Origin of the sequence: Nocardia sp. CY15 (genome assembly GCF_009829295.1) — a bacterium.
Lineage (GTDB): Bacteria > Actinomycetota > Actinomycetes > Mycobacteriales > Mycobacteriaceae > Nocardia > Nocardia sputi.
Window position 1 is genome coordinate 296,211 of sequence record NZ_VUOT01000001.1, and the last position, 20,459, is coordinate 316,669.

At 69.3% G+C, this 20,459-nt stretch carries 19 protein-coding genes; 8 read left to right on the forward strand and 11 right to left on the reverse strand.

What is annotated here, in order from left to right:
* Positions 1 to 4 precede the first annotated feature (4 nt).
* Complete coding sequence (locus tag GVY39_RS01435) at positions 5 to 682, forward strand: response regulator transcription factor (RefSeq protein WP_159919618.1); 678 nt, start codon at positions 5 to 7, stop codon at positions 680 to 682.
* On the forward strand, positions 675 to 2,165 hold the full coding sequence (locus GVY39_RS01440) for a cell wall metabolism sensor histidine kinase WalK (protein WP_236565239.1): 1,491 nt from the start codon (positions 675 to 677) through the stop codon (positions 2,163 to 2,165). The genes GVY39_RS01435 and GVY39_RS01440 overlap by 8 nt, the downstream gene beginning before the upstream one ends.
* Before the next feature lie 10 nt (positions 2,166 to 2,175).
* On the opposite strand, the gene GVY39_RS01445 is transcribed toward GVY39_RS01440, so the two are convergent.
* The gene (locus GVY39_RS01445; RefSeq protein WP_159919620.1) at positions 2,176 to 3,078 is read right to left on the reverse strand and encodes an alpha/beta hydrolase fold domain-containing protein; all 903 of its coding nucleotides are present in this window, start codon (positions 3,076 to 3,078) and stop codon (positions 2,176 to 2,178) included.
* Positions 3,079 to 3,154: 76 nt separating this feature from the next.
* Positions 3,155 to 4,300: an acyl-CoA dehydrogenase family protein gene (locus GVY39_RS01450; protein ID WP_159919622.1), complete on the reverse strand. Its 1,146-nt coding sequence runs from the start codon at positions 4,298 to 4,300 to the stop codon at positions 3,155 to 3,157.
* Positions 4,301 to 4,377: 77 nt separating this feature from the next.
* Between GVY39_RS01450 and GVY39_RS01455 the strand changes: the two genes are divergently transcribed.
* Positions 4,378 to 4,599 (forward strand): hypothetical protein, encoded by a 222-nt coding sequence (locus GVY39_RS01455; protein ID WP_159989272.1) that lies wholly within the window; start codon positions 4,378 to 4,380, stop codon positions 4,597 to 4,599.
* Between the two features lie 342 nt (positions 4,600 to 4,941).
* Here the strand turns inward: GVY39_RS01455 and GVY39_RS01460 are convergent, their stop codons facing one another.
* The 6 genes from GVY39_RS01460 to GVY39_RS01485 all read right to left on the reverse strand — a co-directional run bounded on the left by GVY39_RS01460 (position 4,942) and on the right by GVY39_RS01485 (position 11,396).
* Positions 4,942 to 5,838, reverse strand: coding sequence for a lysophospholipid acyltransferase family protein (locus tag GVY39_RS01460; RefSeq protein WP_159919624.1), 897 nt, complete (start codon positions 5,836 to 5,838; stop codon positions 4,942 to 4,944).
* Between the two features lie 422 nt (positions 5,839 to 6,260).
* On the reverse strand, positions 6,261 to 7,697 hold the full coding sequence (gene hflX / locus GVY39_RS01465; RefSeq protein WP_159920262.1) for a GTPase HflX: 1,437 nt from the start codon (positions 7,695 to 7,697) through the stop codon (positions 6,261 to 6,263).
* 191 nt (positions 7,698 to 7,888) lie between these two features.
* Positions 7,889 to 8,770, reverse strand: coding sequence for a diaminopimelate epimerase (dapF, locus tag GVY39_RS01470; RefSeq protein ID WP_159920263.1), 882 nt, complete (start codon positions 8,768 to 8,770; stop codon positions 7,889 to 7,891).
* 33 nt (positions 8,771 to 8,803) lie between these two features.
* Positions 8,804 to 9,640 (reverse strand): RNA methyltransferase, encoded by an 837-nt coding sequence (locus GVY39_RS01475; RefSeq protein WP_159919626.1) that lies wholly within the window; start codon positions 9,638 to 9,640, stop codon positions 8,804 to 8,806.
* Positions 9,637 to 10,569, reverse strand: coding sequence for a tRNA (adenosine(37)-N6)-dimethylallyltransferase MiaA (gene miaA, locus GVY39_RS01480; protein ID WP_159919628.1), 933 nt, complete (start codon positions 10,567 to 10,569; stop codon positions 9,637 to 9,639). The genes GVY39_RS01475 and miaA overlap by 4 nt, the downstream gene beginning before the upstream one ends.
* Positions 10,566 to 11,396: a hypothetical protein gene (locus tag GVY39_RS01485; RefSeq protein ID WP_223512994.1), complete on the reverse strand. Its 831-nt coding sequence runs from the start codon at positions 11,394 to 11,396 to the stop codon at positions 10,566 to 10,568. The genes miaA and GVY39_RS01485 overlap by 4 nt, the downstream gene beginning before the upstream one ends.
* Before the next feature lie 173 nt (positions 11,397 to 11,569).
* Between GVY39_RS01485 and GVY39_RS01490 the strand changes: the two genes are divergently transcribed.
* Positions 11,570 to 12,946, forward strand: a complete 1,377-nt coding sequence (locus tag GVY39_RS01490; protein ID WP_159919631.1) for a DUF349 domain-containing protein — start codon at positions 11,570 to 11,572, stop codon at positions 12,944 to 12,946.
* Between the two features lie 78 nt (positions 12,947 to 13,024).
* On the opposite strand, the gene GVY39_RS01495 is transcribed toward GVY39_RS01490, so the two are convergent.
* Entirely contained in the window at positions 13,025 to 13,756 is a 732-nt protein-coding gene (locus tag GVY39_RS01495) for a hypothetical protein (RefSeq protein WP_370523749.1), read from the reverse strand.
* Entirely contained in the window at positions 13,753 to 15,300 is a 1,548-nt protein-coding gene (gene miaB / locus GVY39_RS01500; protein ID WP_223512984.1) for a tRNA (N6-isopentenyl adenosine(37)-C2)-methylthiotransferase MiaB, read from the reverse strand. The genes GVY39_RS01495 and miaB overlap by 4 nt, the downstream gene beginning before the upstream one ends.
* Positions 15,301 to 15,559: 259 nt before the next feature.
* Between miaB and GVY39_RS01505 the strand changes: the two genes are divergently transcribed.
* From GVY39_RS01505 to GVY39_RS01520, 4 genes are all read left to right on the forward strand, one after another.
* Complete coding sequence (locus GVY39_RS01505; RefSeq protein WP_159920267.1) at positions 15,560 to 16,288, forward strand: amino acid ABC transporter ATP-binding protein; 729 nt, start codon at positions 15,560 to 15,562, stop codon at positions 16,286 to 16,288.
* Positions 16,289 to 16,337: 49 nt separating this feature from the next.
* Entirely contained in the window at positions 16,338 to 17,174 is an 837-nt protein-coding gene (locus tag GVY39_RS01510; RefSeq protein WP_159919633.1) for a glutamate ABC transporter substrate-binding protein, read from the forward strand.
* 101 nt (positions 17,175 to 17,275) lie between these two features.
* Positions 17,276 to 17,956: an amino acid ABC transporter permease gene (locus GVY39_RS01515; RefSeq protein WP_159919635.1), complete on the forward strand. Its 681-nt coding sequence runs from the start codon at positions 17,276 to 17,278 to the stop codon at positions 17,954 to 17,956.
* A 19-nt stretch (positions 17,957 to 17,975) separates the two neighbouring features.
* Positions 17,976 to 18,878, forward strand: a complete 903-nt coding sequence (locus tag GVY39_RS01520; protein WP_159919637.1) for an amino acid ABC transporter permease — start codon at positions 17,976 to 17,978, stop codon at positions 18,876 to 18,878.
* 804 nt (positions 18,879 to 19,682) lie between these two features.
* Here the strand turns inward: GVY39_RS01520 and recX are convergent.
* A complete protein-coding gene (recX, locus tag GVY39_RS01525) occupies positions 19,683 to 20,198 on the reverse strand; it encodes a recombination regulator RecX (protein ID WP_223512981.1) in 516 nt (171 codons plus the stop codon).
* Positions 20,199 to 20,459: the final 261 nt, after the last annotated feature.

Consider the following 20,459-nt stretch of genomic DNA (forward strand, 5'->3'; position numbering starts at 1 on the left):
TCGGATGCGTCTGCTGATCGTTGAGGACGAGAAACGTTTGGCTCTCACGCTGGCAAAAGGGTTGTCGGCCGAGGGATTTGCCGTGGATGTGGTGCACGACGGCGCCGAGGGCCTGCACCTGGCGACCACCACCGACTACGACCTGATCATTCTGGACATCATGCTGCCCGGCATGAACGGCTACCGAGTCTGCGCCGCGCTGCGCGCCGCGGGCCACGAGACACCGGTGCTCATGCTGACTGCGAAGGACGGCGAGTACGACGAGGCCGAGGGCCTGGATACCGGAGCCGACGACTATCTCAGCAAGCCGTTCTCCTACCTGGTGCTGCTGGCCCGGATTCGGGCCCTGCTGCGCCGCCGAACACGTGGCGGCGCACGGGTTCTGCGCGTCGGCGACCTGATCGTGGACCCCGCCACCCGCACCTGCCGCCGGGGCGTGCAGGAGGTGACGCTGACCGCCAAAGAGTTCGCCGTGCTCGAGCACTTGGCCGTCCGGGCCGGGGAGGTGGTGTCGAAATCCGATATCCTGCAACATGTCTGGGATTTCGCCTACGACGGTGATCCGAACATCGTCGAGGTCTATATCAGCACGTTGCGCCGCAAGATCGACGCGCCGTTCGGGCGCCGATCGATCACCACCGTCCGCGGCGCGGGCTACCGGCTGGCAGCCGATCGTGACTGAGCGGAAGGGGCGCGCCTGGTGGCGTTCGGTCCGCGCGCGCACCACGGTGGCGGCGACGGCGGTGGTCGCGGTGGCGCTCACGGTGGCCGGTCTCGCGGTGCTCGCGGTGTTGCGCCACAACCTGATCGAGAGCGCCGAATTACAGGCGGAGACCACCGCGCGCGACATGGTGACCGAGCTCGCGGCGGGCGCCGATCTCGGCCGGTTGACGTTTCCCGACGCCGAGAACCAACCGGTGCAGATCGTTTCGATCGACCGCCGCGTTCTGGCCGCGCCCGACGACCTCGCGGGGAAACCACCGATGGCCGATTTCGGTCCGTACGCGAAAGCTCCCGACGACGAAGGTGACGAGGACGAGGACGACGACGAAGAGGAAGAGGAGGAGGAAGAAGACGACGACGAAAGCGCCCCTCCGTCCGCCGGCCCCGCCACACCCGCGGCCGCCGAGGCCGAATTCGGCGACGTACGGCTGACGGTGGACCCGGAAGACGGGCCGCACCCGTTCCGGGTGGCCGCGCTCCCGGTGACCCTCCCGGGCGGACAGCCCGCCACCGTCTACGCGGGCTCGTCCCTCGAGACCGCCGACAGCGCGGTGGCGGACGCACGCCTGGCGATGCTGATCGGCGTCACGCCGCTGCTGGCCGTGGTGGCCCTGGTGACCTGGCTGGTGACCCGGCGCGCCCTGCGCCCGGTGGAGGCGATCCGCAGCCAGCTCGCCGAGATCATGGACGGCGATCTCTCCCGGCGTGTGCCCGAACCGGGCTCCCGCGACGAGATCGCCAGGCTGGCGAGCACCACCAACGCCACGCTGGCCGCGCTGGAGGAATCCGCGGAGCGCCAGCGCCGGTTCATCGCCGACGCCGCACACGAATTGCGCAGCCCCATCGCGAGCTTGCGCACTCAGCTCGAAGTCGCCCAGGCCCACCCCAGCCTGCTGGAACTGGACGGATTGATCGGCGACACCATCCGGCTGGAACATCTCGCGGCCGACTTGCTGCTCTTGGCCCGGCTCGACGCGGGCGAGCAGCCGCGTTCGGATCGCGTGGACGTGACCGCCCTGGTACGCGAGGAACTCGAGCACCGTGTCGGCGACCGGGTCTCGGTGGAGATCGCGGTACCGGAGCAGGCCGTGGCGGTGACCGGGAGCCGGACGCAGCTCGCCCGCGTCTTGGGCAACCTCGTCGACAACGCCCAGCGGCATGCCGCGAGCATCGTGCGCGTCGCGGTGGACCGCGACGACGAAGGGCGAGTCGTGCTGTCGGTCACCGACGACGGCCCGGGGGTGCCGCACGCCGACCGCGACCGAATATTCCAGCGATTCGTCCGCTTGGACGACGCGCGCACCCGTGACGAAGGTGGCGCGGGTCTAGGCTTGGCCATCGTCCGCGACGTCGTCGAACGCCACGCGGGCACCATCCGCGTCACCGATGGCGCGTCCGGCGGCGCCCACTTCGTGGTGACGCTGCCCGCAGGCGGTGGGTGATCGTCCTCGTTTACTCGGCGAGCGCGCTTCGTATCCTTTCGATGATGACCCCACGCGCGGCCCGGCCCTCGGGCGTCGGAGTCAGCGGATAGACATGCGGCAGCCCCCGACCCTCGTGGTAGTCGACCGCGACTCCGGCGCCGCGCGCGGCGTCGACCAGCAGACAACTGTCCGGGTGCAGGATGTCGTCGGTGCCGCAGAACACCGTCAGCGGCCCCAGGCCGCGCAGGTCGGCGACGAGCGGGCTGACCCGAGGGTCGGCGATCTCGAGATCTCCGCGCCAGTGCTCGATGAGCACCCGCGTTCCCGGGACGCCCAGCCACGGGTCGCGCGGCTGCACGACCTCGATCTCGGGATTGGTCAGCGAGAGATCGAGGGCGGGTGCGATCAACAGGGTGCCGGGCAGACGCACCCCATGGTCGTCGCGCAGCACCAGCGCGGACGAAAGGGCGATCTGCCCACCGGCCGAATCGCCCGCCAGGCAGACGTTCCCGTATGTTTCCCGGTTGGCCAGCACCAGTTCTACGAAGCCCTGGACGACTTGCGCGGCCGTCCCGAACGGAATCAGCGGGTATATCGCGACCGTCACGGCCGCGCCGGCTTCCGCGGCGACGGCCGCGCACAGTGCCCAGTGCTGCGGTGCGATCTCGTGCACCCAGCCGCCACCGTGCGCGTACACGACGTTTCCCCGGACCCGGCGACCAGGCGGAGTCAGGGTGTAAACCGGCCAGCCGCCGCGACGGTCCACCTCGATCGCCACATCCGCACGCAGCCGGCGCGGCGGACCGTAGTTGCGGGGCCGGACGCTCAGCTCGAGGATTCGCTCGTGCGCCGCGTCGGCATCGACGAATACGCGATTGGCGCGTGTCGCCTTCAGATATCCCCGCACGACCTGGTTGGCCAAGCTCGGCATCGCAGCACCTCCACTCCGGACGATCGACGGCCGTCGAGTCCTCGGGAGGCGATTGTGCCGCAGTGAACCGCTGCGGTCAGGAGAGTTTCAGGCTGCGCCCGATGATCTCCTTCATGATCTCGGTGGTGCCGCCGTAGATGGTCTGGATACGCGCGTCCATGTAGGCCTTCGCGATCGGATATTCCTTCATATAGCCGTATCCGCCGTGCAATTGCAGGCAGCGGTTGATCAGGTCGAGCTGCTCCTCGGTGCTCCACCATTTGGCCATGGCCGCGTCCTCGGCGGTCAGCTTGCCCTCGTTGAGCAGTTCGATGAACTTGTCGACCATCAGGCGCACCGCGGTGGTCTTGGTGGCCAGTTCGGCGAGCACGAAACGGGTGTTCTGCAGTGCGCCGAGCGGCTTGCCGAACGCCTTGCGGTCGCGGACGTACTGGACGGTCATGTCCAGGCAGGACTCCATCGCCGCCGCGGCCATGACGGCGATCGACAGCCGTTCCTGCGGCAGGTTGTGCATGAGGTGGATGAAGCCCATCCCCTCGGCGCCGAGCAGGTTCTTTCCTGGCACGCGCACGTCGTTGAAGCTCAGCTCGGCGGTGTCCTGGGCTTTGAGGCCGAGCTTGTCCAGGTTGCGGCCGCGCTCGAAGCCGGGCATGCCGCGCTCGACCACAAGCAGGCTGAAGCCCATCGCCCCCTTCTCCGGGTCGGTCTGCGCCACCACGATCACGATGTCGGAGTTGATGCCGTTGGTGATGAAGGTCTTGGCGCCGTTGAGGATCCAATCGTCCCCGTCGCGTACCGCGCGGGTCTTGATGCCCTGCAGGTCCGACCCGGTGCCCGGTTCGGTCATGGCGATCGCGGTGATGATCTCGCCGGAGCAGAAGCCGGGCAACCAGCGCTGCTTCTGCTCGTCGTCGGCCAGCTCGAGCAGGTAAGGGGCGATCACATCGTTGTGCAGCGTGAAGCCGAGACCGGAGTACTGGCCGCGGACGGACTCCTCGGAGACGATGGCGTTGTAACGGAAGTCCTTCACCCCGCCGCCGCCGTACTCCTCCGGCATGGCCATGCCGAGGAAGCCCTGTTTGCCCGCCTCGAGCCAGACCTCCCGGTCGACGATGCCCTGCTCCTCCCACTTCGCGTGGTTCGGCGCGACGTGCTGATCGAGAAACTTGCGGAACGACTCCCGGAACAGATCGTGTTCGGGTTCGAACAGTGTGCGTTCCACGCCAACCTCCTAGTGACCACACCGGCCGGTCCACACCGACCAGTCGTTGCCTCATACCGTACCCGGAAGGAGAATCTGTGTTCACTTCTGGGGCCGGAATCATGGTCTCACCTGGACCGGCGGCAGGGGGCGAGATCCGCAGGCGAGATTCCCGGCAAACGGTCGAGAGCTCCGGCGCGACCGGCCAACGAGTCCGGTACGCCGATTCGGCGGTCGTGGGCCTGGCCGGGCCGCTGTCGACGGTCTCCCGGACGGTCGTCTGCGCGCACACGGCACCGTCGAGTATTCGGGCGCGCTGATTCTTCGAGATACACAGAACACGGTCGGGCAACCAGCGGAGGGTCTGCGCCCGACCGCGCACGATCGCTGCGGACAGCGGCCAGTCCTGCCGACGCCGCCTGAGACGGCTTTGTACCTCGGCCTCGTCCGGGCGCACTCCAGCGCATCGAGGCCGCCCGCCACTCGGTCGCCGAATTCGGCATTGACGCGGCACGGCGGCCTGGTAGGGCCGGGAGCATCCCGCGCGATCACCAATCGAGGATCCACCGACCAGAGCCGCTGGTCGAACGCCATTTACAGCCGATGGCTGCCGAAATCGGTCACTGAAGAGAGGGCGTCACCAACTTGGGAGTGCGCGCCCGTCAGCGTTTCAGCCAGCCGCGTAAACGGCCCACCAAGGTACGGCCTTCGTCGCGCGCCCGTTCGGTGAAGAGGAAGTTCATCTCCTCCTCCAGCGCCTTGCGCACCACGTCGCGGAATTCCGTCGCGGCGGCGTGCATGTCGTCGGCGGTGCGCCAGGGCGCCGGATCGATGGGCGCGCCCGCGGAGAAGTAGAAACGCTCCGGACGCGGGATGACGGTGGGGCCGATGCCGCGAATGAGCGGCGGGGTGAGGTCGCGACTGAGCCCGAGGGCCTCCACGGTCCACCGCAAGGGACGCAGAATCGGGTGGTCGCCGTCGACCACGATGTCGTAGGCGTCGTCGACGCCGATCATCGCGACCGGGACGATGGGCGCGCCCGCCTCGATGGCCATGCGCGCGAACCCACTGCGACCCTCCCATTTCAGCAGGTACTTCTCGTTCTTGCGACGGACCGCCTCACGACCGCCGCCGGGGAAGACCATCACCGCCTCGCCGCGCCGGAGCAGGGCCAGGCAATTGGACCGGGTCCCGCGCACCGTGCCGTAGTGGTGCAACAGGTGACGCAGACCGGGGAGATTCATCAGCACGTTCTCGGCGAGACCGCGGATCAGGCGGCCGCGGCGGCGCAACACCTCGGGCAACAGCATCGGCGCGTCGATGCCGCCGAGCAGGTTGTGGTTACCGACCAGCAGCACCGGCCCGTCGGCCGGGATGTTCTCCAAACCGTAGAAGCGCGGGCTGGTCCACGCGCGCAGCGGCGCGAGGAGGGTCTCGATCAGCCGCAGATCGATGCCGGTCAGCGAGACCGACAGCGGCGCACCGTCGGTGAGCACCGGATCGGCGCTGTTCGCGGCGCCGGAGCGCCGGGTGCGGGAATCGGAGCGGGCGTCCGACATGAACCCTCCTGGTGTCGATTCGATGACGATAGCGCAACGAAATCGACTGCGTCGCACCGGATGTGCGAGTGGTATCGCGACACGCCCGATTCGGTCCCTCGGTAGGCGTGCCCGGCACTGCGGCAAGCCTGCCGCGAACCAGCACGTCATCGCCCTGCTGGGGCAGCCACACCGCCACGACGCGCGGCTGCGCTGTGAATACGCCCACATCGCACCGGACCGGCGGTGTTACCGAGGCTTGCTTCCTGCACGCCGACGGTTGGGTCTACCCGAGGCCTTGCTCGCCGGACTCCGGGCGCCTGCCGCGCCCGCCTTTCCCGCGCGCCGACACGTACCTCCACCCGAGGCCTTACTCACCAACCTTCAGGCGCCCGCCGCGCCCGCCTTTCGCGCGCGCCGCCGCCTACGTCTACCCCGGCGCCTTACTCGCCGGTTTCCTCGGTGCCTGCCGTGCCCGCGTGCGCGTACTCCGACAGGGCGGCGGCCAGGGCATGGGGGACGCGCGCGCGAACGCGGGTTCCACCCTCCTCGTGGTGCGAACTCAGGATGCGGCCGTCGGCGTGGATGCGGGCGAGCAGGTCACCGCGCGTGTACGGCAGCAGCACGCTGATCTCCACGTCCAAGCCGCCGAGCATTTCGGCGAGCCGCGCGCGCAGCGCGTCGATGCCCTGCCCGTCGTGCGCGGAGACAAACGACGCGTCCGGCAGCAGCGCGCGCAGGTTGGTGAGTTCCGTCGGCCCCATCGCGTCGGTCTTGTTCACCACGAGCAATTCCGGCGGCGCGGGCGTGCCGGATTCCTTGATCACGTCGGTGATCACCTCGCGGACGGCTTTGATCTGCTCGGCGGGCAGCGCGTCGGAGCCGTCCACCACGTGCAGCAGCAGGTCGGCGCCGGTCACCTCCTCCAAGGTGGAGCGGAAGGCCTCGACCAACTGGGTCGGCAGGTGGCGCACGAAGCCCACGGTGTCGGTGAAGACGACTTCGCGTCCGTCGTCCAGCTCGGCCCGGCGCGTGGTCGGATCGAGCGTGGCGAACAGTGCGTCCTGCACCAGCAAGCCGGCGCCGGTGAGGGTGTTCATGAGGCTCGACTTGCCCGCGTTGGTGTAGCCGACGATCGCGACGGACGGGATGCCGCTGGAGTTGCGGCGCGCCCGCATGGTGTCGCGCGCGGTCTTCATCTCCCGGATCTCCCGGCGCAGCTTGGCCATGCGCTCGCGGATGCGACGACGATCGGTTTCGATCTTCGTCTCACCGGGGCCGCGCAGACCCACGCCGCCGTTGCTGCCCGCGCGACCACCGGCCTGCCGGGACATCGACTCACCCCAACCGCGCAGCCGGGGCAGCATGTACTCCATCTGGGCCAGGGAGACCTGCGCCTTGCCCTCTCGGGAAGTGGCGTGCTGGGCGAAGATGTCCAGGATCAACGCGGTCCGGTCGACCACCTTCACCTTGACGACCTTCTCCAGCGCGGTCAGCTGCGCCGGAGTCAGCTCACCGTCGCAGATGACGGTGTCCGCGCCGGTCTCCAGCACGACCGAACGCAGTTCCTCGGCCTTTCCGGAGCCGATGTAGGTAGCCGGGTCCGGCCGGTCGCGGCGCTGGATCAGCGCCTCGAGCACCTCGGAGCCCGCGGTCTCGGCCAGCGCCGCCAGCTCGGCCATGCTCGCCTCTGCCTGCGCCGCCGTGCCCGCGGTCCAGACACCGACCAGCACGACACGCTCCAGGCGCAGCTGCCGGTACTCGACCTCGGTGATGTCGGTGAGCTCGGTGGAAAGGCCCGCCACTCGCCGGAGCGAACTGCGCTCGTCCAGCTGCAGCTCACCCACGGTCGGATCGGCCGACCAGCCCGACCGGTTCATCCGGGCGGCGTGCTCGGCGACCACGTCGCCGGTTGCCGCGTCTTCGCCGGTCACAGCGTCGTCGGCCGACTCGGCGGCGCTGTCGTTCGCGTCCGCCGGAGTGAATTCATACGTCTCTGACTTTCTCATACACTATCCATGCTGCCACGACATCACCGCAGTACGCACCCGGTTAATCGGAGGCGACCCGCTCACGGACCGTCCCACCACGATCCGGCGACGCGTCCGGTGGCCACCAGGACCGACGGTCCGCGCAGCCACGCCGAGCCGCGCTCGAGCCCGACGGTCAGTTCACCGCCGGGCACCCGGACGGTCACCCGGCCGGTGTCCTCGGCGATCCGGAAGCCGTCGGCGGCCAGCGCCGCGGCCGCCGCGGCGACGGTTCCCGTTCCGCAGGAACGTGTTTCGCCCACACCACGCTCGTAGACCCGCATGTCGACCGCCCCCGCGTCGTCCAGCGCGGTGACGATCTCGACGTTCACCCCGTGCGGGAACAGGTCCGGATCGAAGCCGGGCGGCACGCTCAGGTCGAGCTTGCCGAGCGCGTCGGCGGACATCCCCGGATCGACACAGGCCAGATGCGGATTGCCGACATCGATGCCGATCCCGGACAGCGCCCAGCCCGCGATGGTCGCCGTGGACGCGCCGAGTTCGCGCACCCGGCCCATACCGACGGTGACGTCGCCGGTGACCTCGTTCCCGGCATGCACCGTGACCGGGCGCGCCCCGGCACGGCTGCCGACGACGAAACTGTCGCGGGTCTCCAGTCCCGAGGCGGTCAAATAGTGGGCGAACACACGCACGCCGTTGCCGCACATCTCGGCGATCGAGCCGTCGGCGTTGCGGTAGTCCATGAACCAGTCGTCGGCGCCGACCTCCTCCGGAAGCCGCGCGAGCACTCCGGCGTCCCGCAGCGCACCCGCCCGCGCGACCCGGAGCACGCCGTCGGCGCCGAGACCGCGTCTGCGATCGCACAGCGCGGCGACCTGCGCGGCTGTCAGCGCCAGGTCGGCCTGCGGGTCCGGCAGCACGATGAAATCGTTCTGGGTGCCGTGGCCCTTGGTGAACTCGATGTCCGGCACAGGCGATGTCTCCCTATCTCGTGGTCACTTGGCAAACGTCCTGCGCTGCCGGGAAATTTCGTAGAGCGTCACCGCCGCCGCCGAGGGCGCCCCCAGCGAGCTGGCAGTGCCGCCCATCGGGATGTGCACCATGTCGTCGCAGGCCGTCTGCCAGGCGGCGCTCATGCCGCTGGTCTCGTTGCCGATGACGAGGATGGTCGCGTCGGTGAAGTCGTAGTCGTAGGCGGCGTCCCTGCCGTGCTCGTCGGTCCCCACGATGCGGGTCGGAATGCCGCGGCGGACCTGCCGATTGCGGAACTCCAGTACCTGCGCGGGCCCGGCGACGCGGAACACCGGCACGGCGAACAGCGAACCGGTCGAAGCGCGAACGGCCTGCGGGTCGTACTGGTCGGCGCCGTGCCCGGTGACGATGACTCCACTGGCGCCGAAGGCGTCTGCCGAGCGGATCAGCGTGCCGAGGTTGCCCGGTGAGTTGGGCCGGTCGAACACCACGACCACCGGTGCGTCCTCCCCCGGCTCCCCCGGCTGGAAGGTCTCCAGCCCGGGTTGGCGCGACTCCGCGACCGCCACCAATTCCGGTATGCCACCGGACTTCTCGCCGAGTTCGGCCATCAGCTCGGGCACCAAGCCGACCTGCGGCACAGCACTGGTGTCCAGCAGTTCGCGCGCCCAGCTCGACAGCTCCGGGCCGCCGAGGCGGTACAGCAGCGTCTCCAGCGGCCAGTCGTTGGCCACGGCCTGAGTGATCGGACGGACACCTTGCACCAGGAAACGGCCGTCGCGATGACGTTTGGTGCGGTTGTTGAGGTAGGCCTGCCACACCTGGACGGAGGCGTTGCGCGTGGTCACACGTCGGGTCACTGCGGGGTCCGTTCTTTCTCTTCGAGCAGGGCCAGCGCCGTCACGGCCGGATCCGCGGCGGCGCCGTCCACCCACCGCACCCGGGGATCGCGCCGGAACCAGGAGCGTTGCCTGCGCACGTAGCGCCGGGTGCCGATCAGAGTGCGTTCCTGAGCGTGGTTCAGGTCGTATTCGTTGTCCAGATAGGCCAGGACTTGTGCGTAGCCGATGGCGCGGCGCGCGGTGACACCCTCGCGCAGGCCGCAGTCGATCAAGCCGCGTACCTCCTCGACCAGCCCGCCCTCGAACATCGCGGCGGTGCGCCGCTCGATCCGGGCGTCCAGGGCCGCGGTGTCCCGTTCGACGCCGATGATCACGGTGCCCCAGCGCGGCTGCCCGATGGTCGGCGCCGAGGCGGCGAACGGCCGTCCGGTGAGTTCCACGACTTCCAGCGCGCGTACCATGCGGCGACCGTCGGTGGGCAGGATGGTGGCCGCGGCCACCGGATCGGCCTCGCGCAACGCCGCGTGCACGGCGGCGACGCCGCCTTCGGCGAGCACCGCCTCCCAGCGCGCCCGAACGGCCGGATCGGTGGCGGGGAACTCCCAGTCGTCCAGCAGCGCTTGGACGTACATCATCGAGCCGCCCACGATGACAGGCACCCGCCCGCGCTCCATGATCGCGACGACGTCGGCGCTCGCCGCCGCCTGATAGGCGGCCACCGACGCGGTGTCGGTCACCTCGAGCACGTCGAGCTGGTGGTGCGGAATGCCGCGGCGTTGCGCCACGGGCAGCTTCGCGGTGCCGATGTCCATGCCGCGATAGAGCTGCATGGCGTCGATGTTCACGATCTCGCCGCCGAGCCGCTCGGCCAGGTCCAGGGCGAGATCGGATTTGCCGGTGGCGGTGGGACCGACCACGGCGATCGGAGTGATACCCGCATCCGTCACGAAGCATCGTCTCCTGCGGGCCGCCACAGGCTCACGTGGTAGCCGACCCCGAACGGAGCGTCACAATAGCGTGTCTCGACCACCGGATCGGCGCGGAAGAGTCCGGCCAGCATCTGGTAGGCGGCGCGGCCCGCGAGAACCAGGTCGGCGCACAGCCCGGGATCGAGCGCCCGCAGTGCGGCGCGATCACCCGTGCTCAGAGCACGGTCCAGCCCGTCCTGCACCGGCCGGGCCCGTTCGTCGAGGTAACCGGGCGCCTTGGTGGACAGGGTCGCGGCGCCGTCGGCGACGACCAGCACACCGCGCGCCGCGACGTCGCCGTCCAGATCGGCGCGCAGCTTCGCCCCCACCTCCAGGCAGTGCTCCGGTGTCGCGTCCGCGGGCACGACCCGCGCCTCGGCTACCGCGCCCGGCGCGACCTGCCCGCGTAGCCAACCGCCGATCAGTACGGCCAACGGCAGGCCGGCATCGGACTGCTCCGCCGCGGCGAGCGCCGTGTCGGACAAACCGACTCGCACGTCCGCGCCGAAGCCACGGAACGTGCCGACGGTCTCCGGGCCGAGCGTGCTGTCACCGGCCCCGACGCCGATCACGGTCCACCGGTCGGTCACGTCCGCGAAGACGCGCACGGTGTCGAGCACGGCGGACCGCAGCACCGCGCGCGGGTCCGCCTCGCCCGTTCCCGCCGCGTCCGCCACGCCGCCGCACAGTTCGGGTACCAGGACCGGCGGCGAGGGAACGAGGGCGGCGACGGAGAACACGTCGTAACCGTAGTCGTTGCCGGGACCACCGGTACCGCCCGCTTCGAGTGTCTCTGCCGGAAACACCGCCGGGATTGATAGTGTTCGAAGAGCTACAACCCAGGTCATCAGGGGTTGGAATCCCCGGGATTCCTCCGCGGGAAGGCATGGATCGATGGTCACAAGGGCTCGGACCGGGTTGAATGGGATGAGCCAGGGCGTAATCAGGCAGCCGTGACGCGCGGCAGGGACGAGGAAAAATGACCGATAGCAACGGAACCGCGAAAGCCAGCCCCGGCAAGATGCCGCGTTCCTCCGGTGCCCCGAAACCGGGCAGCTCGATTCAACCGCCCAAACCGCACGCGGTCAAACCCGCCCCGGGCCCGGCCCAGCAGCATCCCCATCCCGTCGTCGTGCCCACCGTTTCCGATCCGAGCCTGTGGGGCCGGGTCGACGAGGACGGCACCGCGTGGGTCAAGACCGCCGAGGGCGAACGCCAGGTCGGCTCGTGGCAGGCCGGTGACGCCGCCGAGGGTCTGGCCCATTTCGGCCGCCGCTTCGACGACCTCGCTACCGAGGTCGCCCTGCTGGAAGCGAGACTGGCTGCGGGCGCGGACGCGCGCAAGACCAAGGCCGCCGCCGTCGCGCTGGCCGAGTCCCTGCCGACCGCCGCCGTCATCGGTGACATCGAGGGCCTGGCCCATCGCCTGCAGGCCATCGCCGAGCACTCCGAAGAGGCCGCCGCGCACGCCAAGGAAGAGAAGGAACGCGCCCGGCACGAGCACACCGAACGCAAGGAGGCGCTGGCCGCCGAGGCGGAGAAGATCGCCGCCGAGTCCACCCAGTGGAAGGCCGCCGGCGATCGGTTGCGCGAGATTCTCGACGAGTGGAAGTCCATCCGCGGTGTGGACCGCAAGGTCGACGACGCGCTGTGGAAGCGCTACTCCAAGGCGCGCGAGGCGTTCAATCGCCGCCGCGGCGCGCACTTCGCCGAACTGGATCGCGAGCGCGCCGCCGCGAAAGCGCGCAAGGAAGAGCTGTGCGTACAGGCCGAGGAGCTGTCCGGCTCCACCGAGTGGGTGGCCACCGCCGGCATCTTCCGTGACCTGCTCGCCGAGTGGAAGGCCGCCGGGCGCGCACCGCGCGAGGCCGACGAGGCGCTGTGGCGGCGCTTCAAGAGCGCGCAGGACGTCTTCTTCGCCGCCCGCAACGCCGCCGTCTCCGAGCGCGACGCAGAGTTCGAACAGAACGCGGCCGCCAAGGAGGAACTGCTGGGCGCCTACGCCTTCATCGATCCGTCCACCGATCTGGAAGGGGCGCGCAGCGCGCTGCGCGAACTCCAGGACAAGTGGGACGCGATCGGCAAGGTGCCGCGCGAGCGCATGCAGGAGCTGGAAGGCAAACTGCGCGCGATCGAGAAGCGCGTGCGCGACGCCGTCGACGCGCAATGGCGACGCACCGACCCCGAGGCGATGGCCCGCGCCGCGCAGTTCCGGGAGCGGGTGGCTCAGTTCGAGGAGCAGGCCGCGAAAGCTCGAGCCGCCGGGAACGCCCGCGACGCGGAGAAGGCATTGGAGCAGGCCAAGCAGTGGCGTGAGTGGGCCGAGGCCGCCGAAGGCGCCGTCAGCAACCGCTGAGCTCGGCGGTATCGGCTCCGTCGATGACAGCGCGGCCCCTCCCAGGCGGGAGGGGCCGCTGTCGTTCGACGGAAAGGGTCAGGATTCGCCGGTGAGGCGACGGCGCTCGCGTTCCTCCGCGGCCGCGGCGGCGTTACGGCGCTGTTCTTCGGCGGCCAACTGCAGCGCGGTTCGGCTCCACACCACGCGGATCCAGTGGAAGGTGAGCACGATGGTCACGATGGCGCCGAGGATCAGCCCGATGCCGGGGCCCGCTCCGATGTAGTTGCCCAGCCCGGGGGTCTGGCGGTGCCAGATGGAGAGTACGCCGAACACACTGGCCACCGCGCTGCCCGCGACGGCGATCCAGGCCAGCACCCAGCGGCGGGTCATCAGCGCCAACATCGAGAAGCCGATGCCGAAGATCACGAGGAACCAGACGAAAACCCGCGAGGGCAGACCGATGTGCTCGGCCAGCGCGACGTCGGTGTCCAGCAGGACGTCGAAGCCGCGCGCCGCGCCCGCGTGTGGCAGCACCAGCGACGCCAGCAGCAGGAACACCGCGCCCGCCACGACCATGGCGCGGACGCCGGGATCGATCTCACCGGCGATCCTGCGCTCGACGGCGTCGAGATCGTCGCGGAATTGTTCGAAATCGCTGGTGCTCTCGACCGAGCTCACTGAGTCCTCGTTTCGTTCGTCTCCGTCGGGGCGCGCGGGCTGGCTCCGGGGGGTCGCCGCGGACGCGCCGCGCTCGCCGTCGCCGGACGCGGGAACAGCCCCGTCGGCGCCGCGGGTCGCGTCGCCGTCGTCGTCCGGGCTCGTGGTCATGCGCCGCAGCCGGTCGAGCAGCCGGCGACCGCGGGTTCCGGGACGGGAGCGCCGATGCGGGGCAGTCCGAGGCCCACGCCGATCGGCGCGGTCTTCGGCGTGACGCCGCGTTCGTGCGCGTCGCCGGCACGGGTGCGGCGGTGGCTCTTGATCGCGGAGTCGGCGACCAGGTGGTGCGGTGCCGCGGCGGTGATGTCGACCGTGATCAGGTCGCCGGGGCGGATCGGCTCGGTGGTGCCGCCCGGGCGGAAATGCACCAGCCTGCCGTCGCGGGCGCGACCGCTCATCCTGGCGGTCGCCGCGTTCTTCTTGCCCGCGCCCTCGGCCACCAGCAGCTCCACCTCGGTGCCGACCAGCTCCCGGTTGGCCTCCAGAGAGATCTCCTCCTGTAGCGCGATGAGCCGGTCGTAGCGCTCCTGGACGACGGCCTTGGGCAGCTGGTCGGGCATGTCGGCGGCGGGCGTACCGGGCCGCTTGGAGTACTGGAAGGTGTACGCGCTGGTGAAACGCGCCCGGCGGACCACGTCGAGGGTTTCCTGGAAGTCCTCCTCGGTCTCGCCGGGGAAGCCCACGATGATGTCGGTGGTTATCGCGGCGTGCGGCATCGCGCCCCGCACCTTGTCGATGATGCCGAGGTAGCGGGCTTTGCGGTAGGAGCGGCGCATGGCCTTGAGCACCCGGTCCGAACCCGACTGCAGCGGCATGTGCAGTTGCGGGCAGATGTTCGGGGTCTCGGCCATCGCCTCGATCACGTCGTCGGTGAACTCGGCCGGGTGCGGGGAGGTGAAACGGACCCGCTCCAAGCCGTCGATGTGCCCGCACGCGCGCAGCAGCTTGGCGAACGCCCCGCGGTCGCGCGGCTCGCTCGGGTCGGCGAACGACGCGCCGTAGGAGTTCACGTTCTGGCCGAGCAGCGTCACCTCGAGCACGCCTTGGTCGACCAGCGCCTGCACCTCGGCGAGCACATCGCCGGGGCGGCGGTCGACCTCCTTGCCGCGCAGGGCGGGCACGATGCAGAAGGTGCAGGTGTTGTTGCAGCCGACCGAAATGGAAACCCACCCCGCGTAGGCGGATTCGCGCTTGGCGGGCAGTGCGGACGGGAACGCCTCCAGCGACTCCAGGATCTCCACCTGGGCTTCCCGGTTGTGCCGCGCCCGCTCCAGCAGCACCGGCAGCGAACCGATGTTGTGCGTGCCGAAGACCACGTCCACCCAGGGCGCCTTGCGCACCACGACGTCGCGGTCCTTCTGCGCCAGGCAGCCGCCGACGGCGATCTGCATGCCGGGATGCCCCGCCTTGATCGGCGCCAGGTGGCCGAGCGTGCCGTAGAGCTTGTTGTCCGCGTTCTCGCGCACCGCGCAGGTGTTGAAGACGACGAGGTCGGCCGTCGCGCCGGGCGCGGCCTTCACGTATCCCGCGTCCTCCAGCAACCCCGACAACCGTTCGGAATCGTGCACGTTCATCTGGCAACCGAAGGTGCGGACCTCGTAACTGCGTGCTGTGCCCTCGGCGGGAGCCGACACTGCCTGACCGATCGAATCCACCCGTCCAGGGTACGGGGCGGTCCGTGGCGCCTTTCGCGGGCATCGGCGCAGGCTTCGGGCGGTCTCCGGCCGACGGGCGAACGGCCGGGAGGTTACACCCACGTGACGAATCGGCGCGGCGAGACGGCGTGTCGCCGAAACCCGGGCAAATCCCCGATTTTTGCTTAAGGTCTTGACCATGACCGACGACGCCGCCGCACCCGCCACGACCGGGGACGCTTCTGCCGGGGACGTCAGCGCCGCCGCCAGCGCGCCGCCGATGATCTCGATGCGCAATGTGGACAAGCACTTCGGCGACCTGCACGTACTCAAGGACATCAACCTGGAGGTCCCCAAGGGGCAGGTCGTCATCGTGCTGGGCCCCTCGGGCTCCGGTAAGTCGACGCTGTGCCGCACAGTCAACCGGCTCGAGCCGATCGATTCCGGCGACATCGCCATCGACGGAGTGCCGCTGCCCGCCGAGGGTCGCGCACTGGCCGCGCTGCGCGCCGACGTCGGCATGGTCTTCCAGTCCTTCAACCTCTTCGCGCACAAGACGATCGTGGAGAACGTCGCGCTCGCGCCGGTCAAGGTCCGCAAGATGAAGAAGGACCGAGCTCGCGCCCGCGCCATGGAATTGCTCGACCGGGTCGGCATCGCCGATCAGGCCGACAAGTACCCGGCGCAACTATCCGGCGGGCAGCAGCAGCGCGTCGCCATCGCCAGGGCGCTGGCGATGAGCCCGAAGGTGATGCTGTTCGACGAGCCGACCTCAGCGCTGGACCCGGAGATGGTCAACGAGGTGCTCGAAGTGATGGTGTCGCTGGCCAAGGAAGGGATGACGATGCTGGTCGTCACCCACGAGATGGGCTTCGCGCGCCGCGCCGGGAACCGGGTGCTGTTCATGGCCGACGGCCAGGTGGTGGAGGACGCGGCGCCGGACGCCTTCTTCACCGCCCCGAAGTCCGAGCGCGCCAAAGACTTCCTGGGCAAGATTTTGAGCCACTGACCTGCCGGAACAGCGGCCGCCACACCCACGGATAGGGAGAAGGAACTCGATGAGGATCAATCGCGCTCTGCGCATGGGTATCGGGGCGATCGCCCTGACACTCGCCGCCGCGACCGCCACCGCGTGCGGCGGCGGCGACGACAAGTCCGCCCTGGATCACGCCAAGGACGGCAAGCTCACCGTCGGCATCAAGTTCGACCAGCCCGGTCTGGGCCTGCGGAACAAGGACGGGTCCTACAGCGGCTTCGATGTCGAGGTGGCCAAGTACGTCGCGGGCAAGTTGGGCGTGGCGCCCGAGAGCATCACCTGGAAGGAAGCCCCGTCCGGCCAGCGCGAGACGCTGATCGAGAACGGTCAGGTCGACTACATCGTCGCCACCTACTCGATCAACGACAAGCGCAAGGAGAAGATCGACTTCGCCGGGCCGTACTACGTCGCCGGACAGTCGCTGCTGGTGCGCGCCGACAACACCGACATCAACGGCCCGGACAACCTGAAGGGCAAGAAGGTCTGCTCGGTGAAGGGCTCCACCCCGGCGCAGAACATCGAGAAGAACTTCCCCGACACCCAACTGCAGACCAACGACACCTACTCGCTGTGCCTGGAGGGCCTGCGCGCCGGGTCCTGGGACGCGGTGACTACCGACGACATCATCCTCGCCGGTTACGCCGCGCAGAGCAGCGGCGCGTTCAAGGTGGTCGGCAAGCCGTTCACCACCGAGAACTACGGCATCGGGTCGAAGAAGGGCGACCAGGAGCTGCGGGACAAGATCAACGACGCGATCGAGGCGATGATCGCCGACGGCTCCTGGAAGAAGGCGTTCGACTCGACCGTCGGCGCGTCCGGCTACCAGGCCCCGCAGCCGCCCACCGTGAACCGGTACTGACGCCCGCAGACCAGCACGGGTGACCCGGCTCCACGACCGGGCCGGGTCACCCGTCGCACTTCCCCTGACCATCGAGACCCGATCGGAGGGACGCGTCCGCCGTGTTCGACCTGATCTCGAGGTATGACAGCCAAATCCTCGAAGCATTCTGGGTGACCATTCAGCTGGCCGTGCTGTCCGCGGTCGGCGCGCTGATCCTGGGCACCGTCGTCGCCGGGCTGCGGGTGTCTCCCGTGCCGGTCGCCCGCTGGGTCGGCACCGCATACGTCACCATCTTCCGCAACACCCCGCTCACGCTGATCATCGTGTTCATGTCGTTGGGGCTCTACACCACGATGGGCTGGCGTCTCGCGGGTGAAGGGCCGGACTCCCTCGCACAGAACAATTTCCGTTTCGCCGTCATCGGCCTGAGCATCTACACCGCCGCGTTCGTGTGCGAGTCGCTGCGCGCGGGCATCAACACCGTGCCGATGGGGCAGTCCGAGGCGGGGCGCTCGCTCGGTTTCGGCTTCCTGCAGAACCTGCGGCTGGTCGTGCTGCCGCAGGCTTTCCGCTCGGTCATCGCTCCCCTGGGCAGCGTGCTGATCGCGCTGACCAAGAACTCCACCATCGCCTCGGCCATCGGCGTCGCCGAGGCGGCGACCTTGATGGCGGAGATGACCGAGACCGAAGCCGCGGTCCTGGCGATCGGCGCGATCTTCGCGCTCGGCTTCGTGATCCTGACCCTGCCGACCGGCCTGTTCTTCGGCTGGCTGGCCAAGAAGTACGAGGTGGCTCGATGAGCGTCAGTGAGGCGCGGATATGAGCGCGGGCCCTTCGGTCCTGTTCGACGCGCCGGGCCCGAAGGCGAGACTGCGCAACAACATCTACTCGGCGCTGGTCATCGCCGCCGTGGTCGCGGTGGGCTGGGTGCTCTACCGCGGCTTCGCCGAGAAGGGCCAGTTCACCGCGGAGAAGTGGAAGCCGTTCCTGGAGGCGGAGGTCTGGTCGACCTATCTGCTGCCCGGTCTGCGCGGCACGATCGTGGCCGCGTTGCTGTCCATCGTGTTGGCGCTGGTCCTCGGCATGATCTTCGGCATCCTGCGGCTGTCGGATCATCGCGTCGTGCGTTGGGTCGCCGGGGCGGTCGTGGAGGTGGCGCGGGCCATCCCGGTGCTGATCCTGATGATCTTCCTGTTCGCGGTGTACTCCGACTACGACCTGTTCGAGTCGGAGGATCTCGCACTCGCCGCGGTGGTCACCGCGCTGACCGTCTACAACGGCTCGGTCATCGCGGAGATCGTGCGGGCGGGCATCCGGTCGCTGCCCAAAGGGCAGACCGAGGCGGCCGTCGCGCTCGGCATGCGCAAGAACCAGCTGATGCGGTTGATCCTGCTGCCGCAGGCGATCACGGCGATGCTGCCCGCGCTGATCTCGCAGATGGTGGTCGCGTTGAAGGACTCCGCGCTGGGCTACCAGATCACCTACGTCGAAATCGTGCGCTCGGGTCAACAGCTCGGTGCGGCCGAACAGAACACGATTCCGTCGCTGATCGTCATCGCGATCATCATGATCGCCCTCAACAGCGCGTTGACGCTGGTAGCGACGAAGCTGGAGCAACGGCTGCGGGCACGTAAGCGCGGGAAAGGCGGCGGCGCCGTCGTCGCCGCGGACTCGATCATCACCGACGCGGCCCCCGGTGTCGACATCGGCACGAAACCGTGAGCATCAGAGAGCGCGAGTTCGAGGACTACCCGGCAAGCGGTTGGACGATCTGAACTCGGCGGCCGTGAAATTGGAGCGCCGCAAGCTCGCCGGGGCGAAGCTCTACGGCGAACCATCCTGATCCGACAGCATGTGTTGCGCTCGAGCTGAGCGCAACACTCGTGCCCTCGGTGGCGCCCCGCCAATCTCGTAGGCGTATGCCGATCCCCGGTAGCCGACCGGTGGGGCGGTCGTCAGTGCTTCGTGCCTGCGGGAGTCGATGATCGATGCTCAGCCGTACCCGACCGCTTCCTGGGCGAGTTCGGCTCGGCCACAGTGTCTTTCATCGAGCCGGGGCAGCGAGTCGGTGGACGAGGTACGGCTCGCCTCCAGCTACGCGAGGCCAGGCGGACCGTCTCCCCCTGGTGCCGAGCGGCTACGCGATTCCCGAGAAAGCCCTCGACACAGGAGTAGGAATGACGACAATCACGACCTCGGGTCCGGTCTCCGACACAGGAGAGGTGTAGACCGAAGATGTTCCACCCGAAACCCGCGCAGCGTTGCACTTCCGCAGCGGCGGCACGAAGGGCACGACTTTCCACCGCCGCGGGCCGGGCTCTGATCGGCTGTCCGAGCGGCGACGATCAACACACCGACCGAAAACGCCGCAGTCGGCCTAGGTTTCGCTAGCCTCGCAGGCTGCGCCGAGCCGCGCCAGGGCAGGCGGCCGTACCTGCCATCCGTATCCCGCACATCCGACCAGCGTTTTACGCAGTTGTGAGCGGGATGCCGCCCTCGCACCCTGGCGCAGCCGAGCCGCGAAGTTCAGTCGAGGGGGTCGAGATCGCCTTCGAGCCCCCGATCGGCCAGTTCGGCTTTGACCACGCGATAGGCCGTGGCCTGGCTGTAACCCCGCCGGGCGAGCATCCCGACGAGTCGGCGAATCGTCTTGTCCCGGTCGAGCTCTCGCGGCAGCGAGCGTAATTTGCGGCGGACCAGCTCGGTGGCGCGGGCTTCCTCCTCGTCGGAGGTGATGGCGTCGAGAGCGGACGCGGCGTCCGACTGCGCGACGCCCTTGCGGCGGAGCTCCTGCGCCAGCGCCTGTTTGCCTTTACCGGAGAAGGTGTGGCGGGCGTGGACCCATTGCTCGGCGAAGGCGGCATCATCGATGAGACCCACTTCGGTGAGGCGGTCGAGCGCCCGCTCGCTCACCTCGGCCGAGTACCCCTTGGCGGCCAGACGCTGGGCCAGCTCGGCACGGCTGCGGGCGCGGACGGCGAGCAAGCGCAGACACGCCTCCTTCGCCTGCTCGACCGTCCCGCCTTCGGATCCGGCCGCCACCGGACCCGCCGATCGGCCCTCGGGCCGGTCAGAGTCGCTCGGGGAGGAGCCGGTCCGGGAGGAGCTGGTACGTCCCTGCGCGCCGTGGCGACCGCGACGGTACCCAGCCGGACGCGCCCGCTGCGGATCGGACGCGTCCGGCCGAGTTCCCATGGTGTCCGGCTCGGCCGAACTATTTTCGGCGCTCCGAACGAGCTCGGAGTCCTGTCCGCCTCCGGCCGGCCGGCTGGAGGCGGACAGGAGTTCTTCCAGCCGACGCCG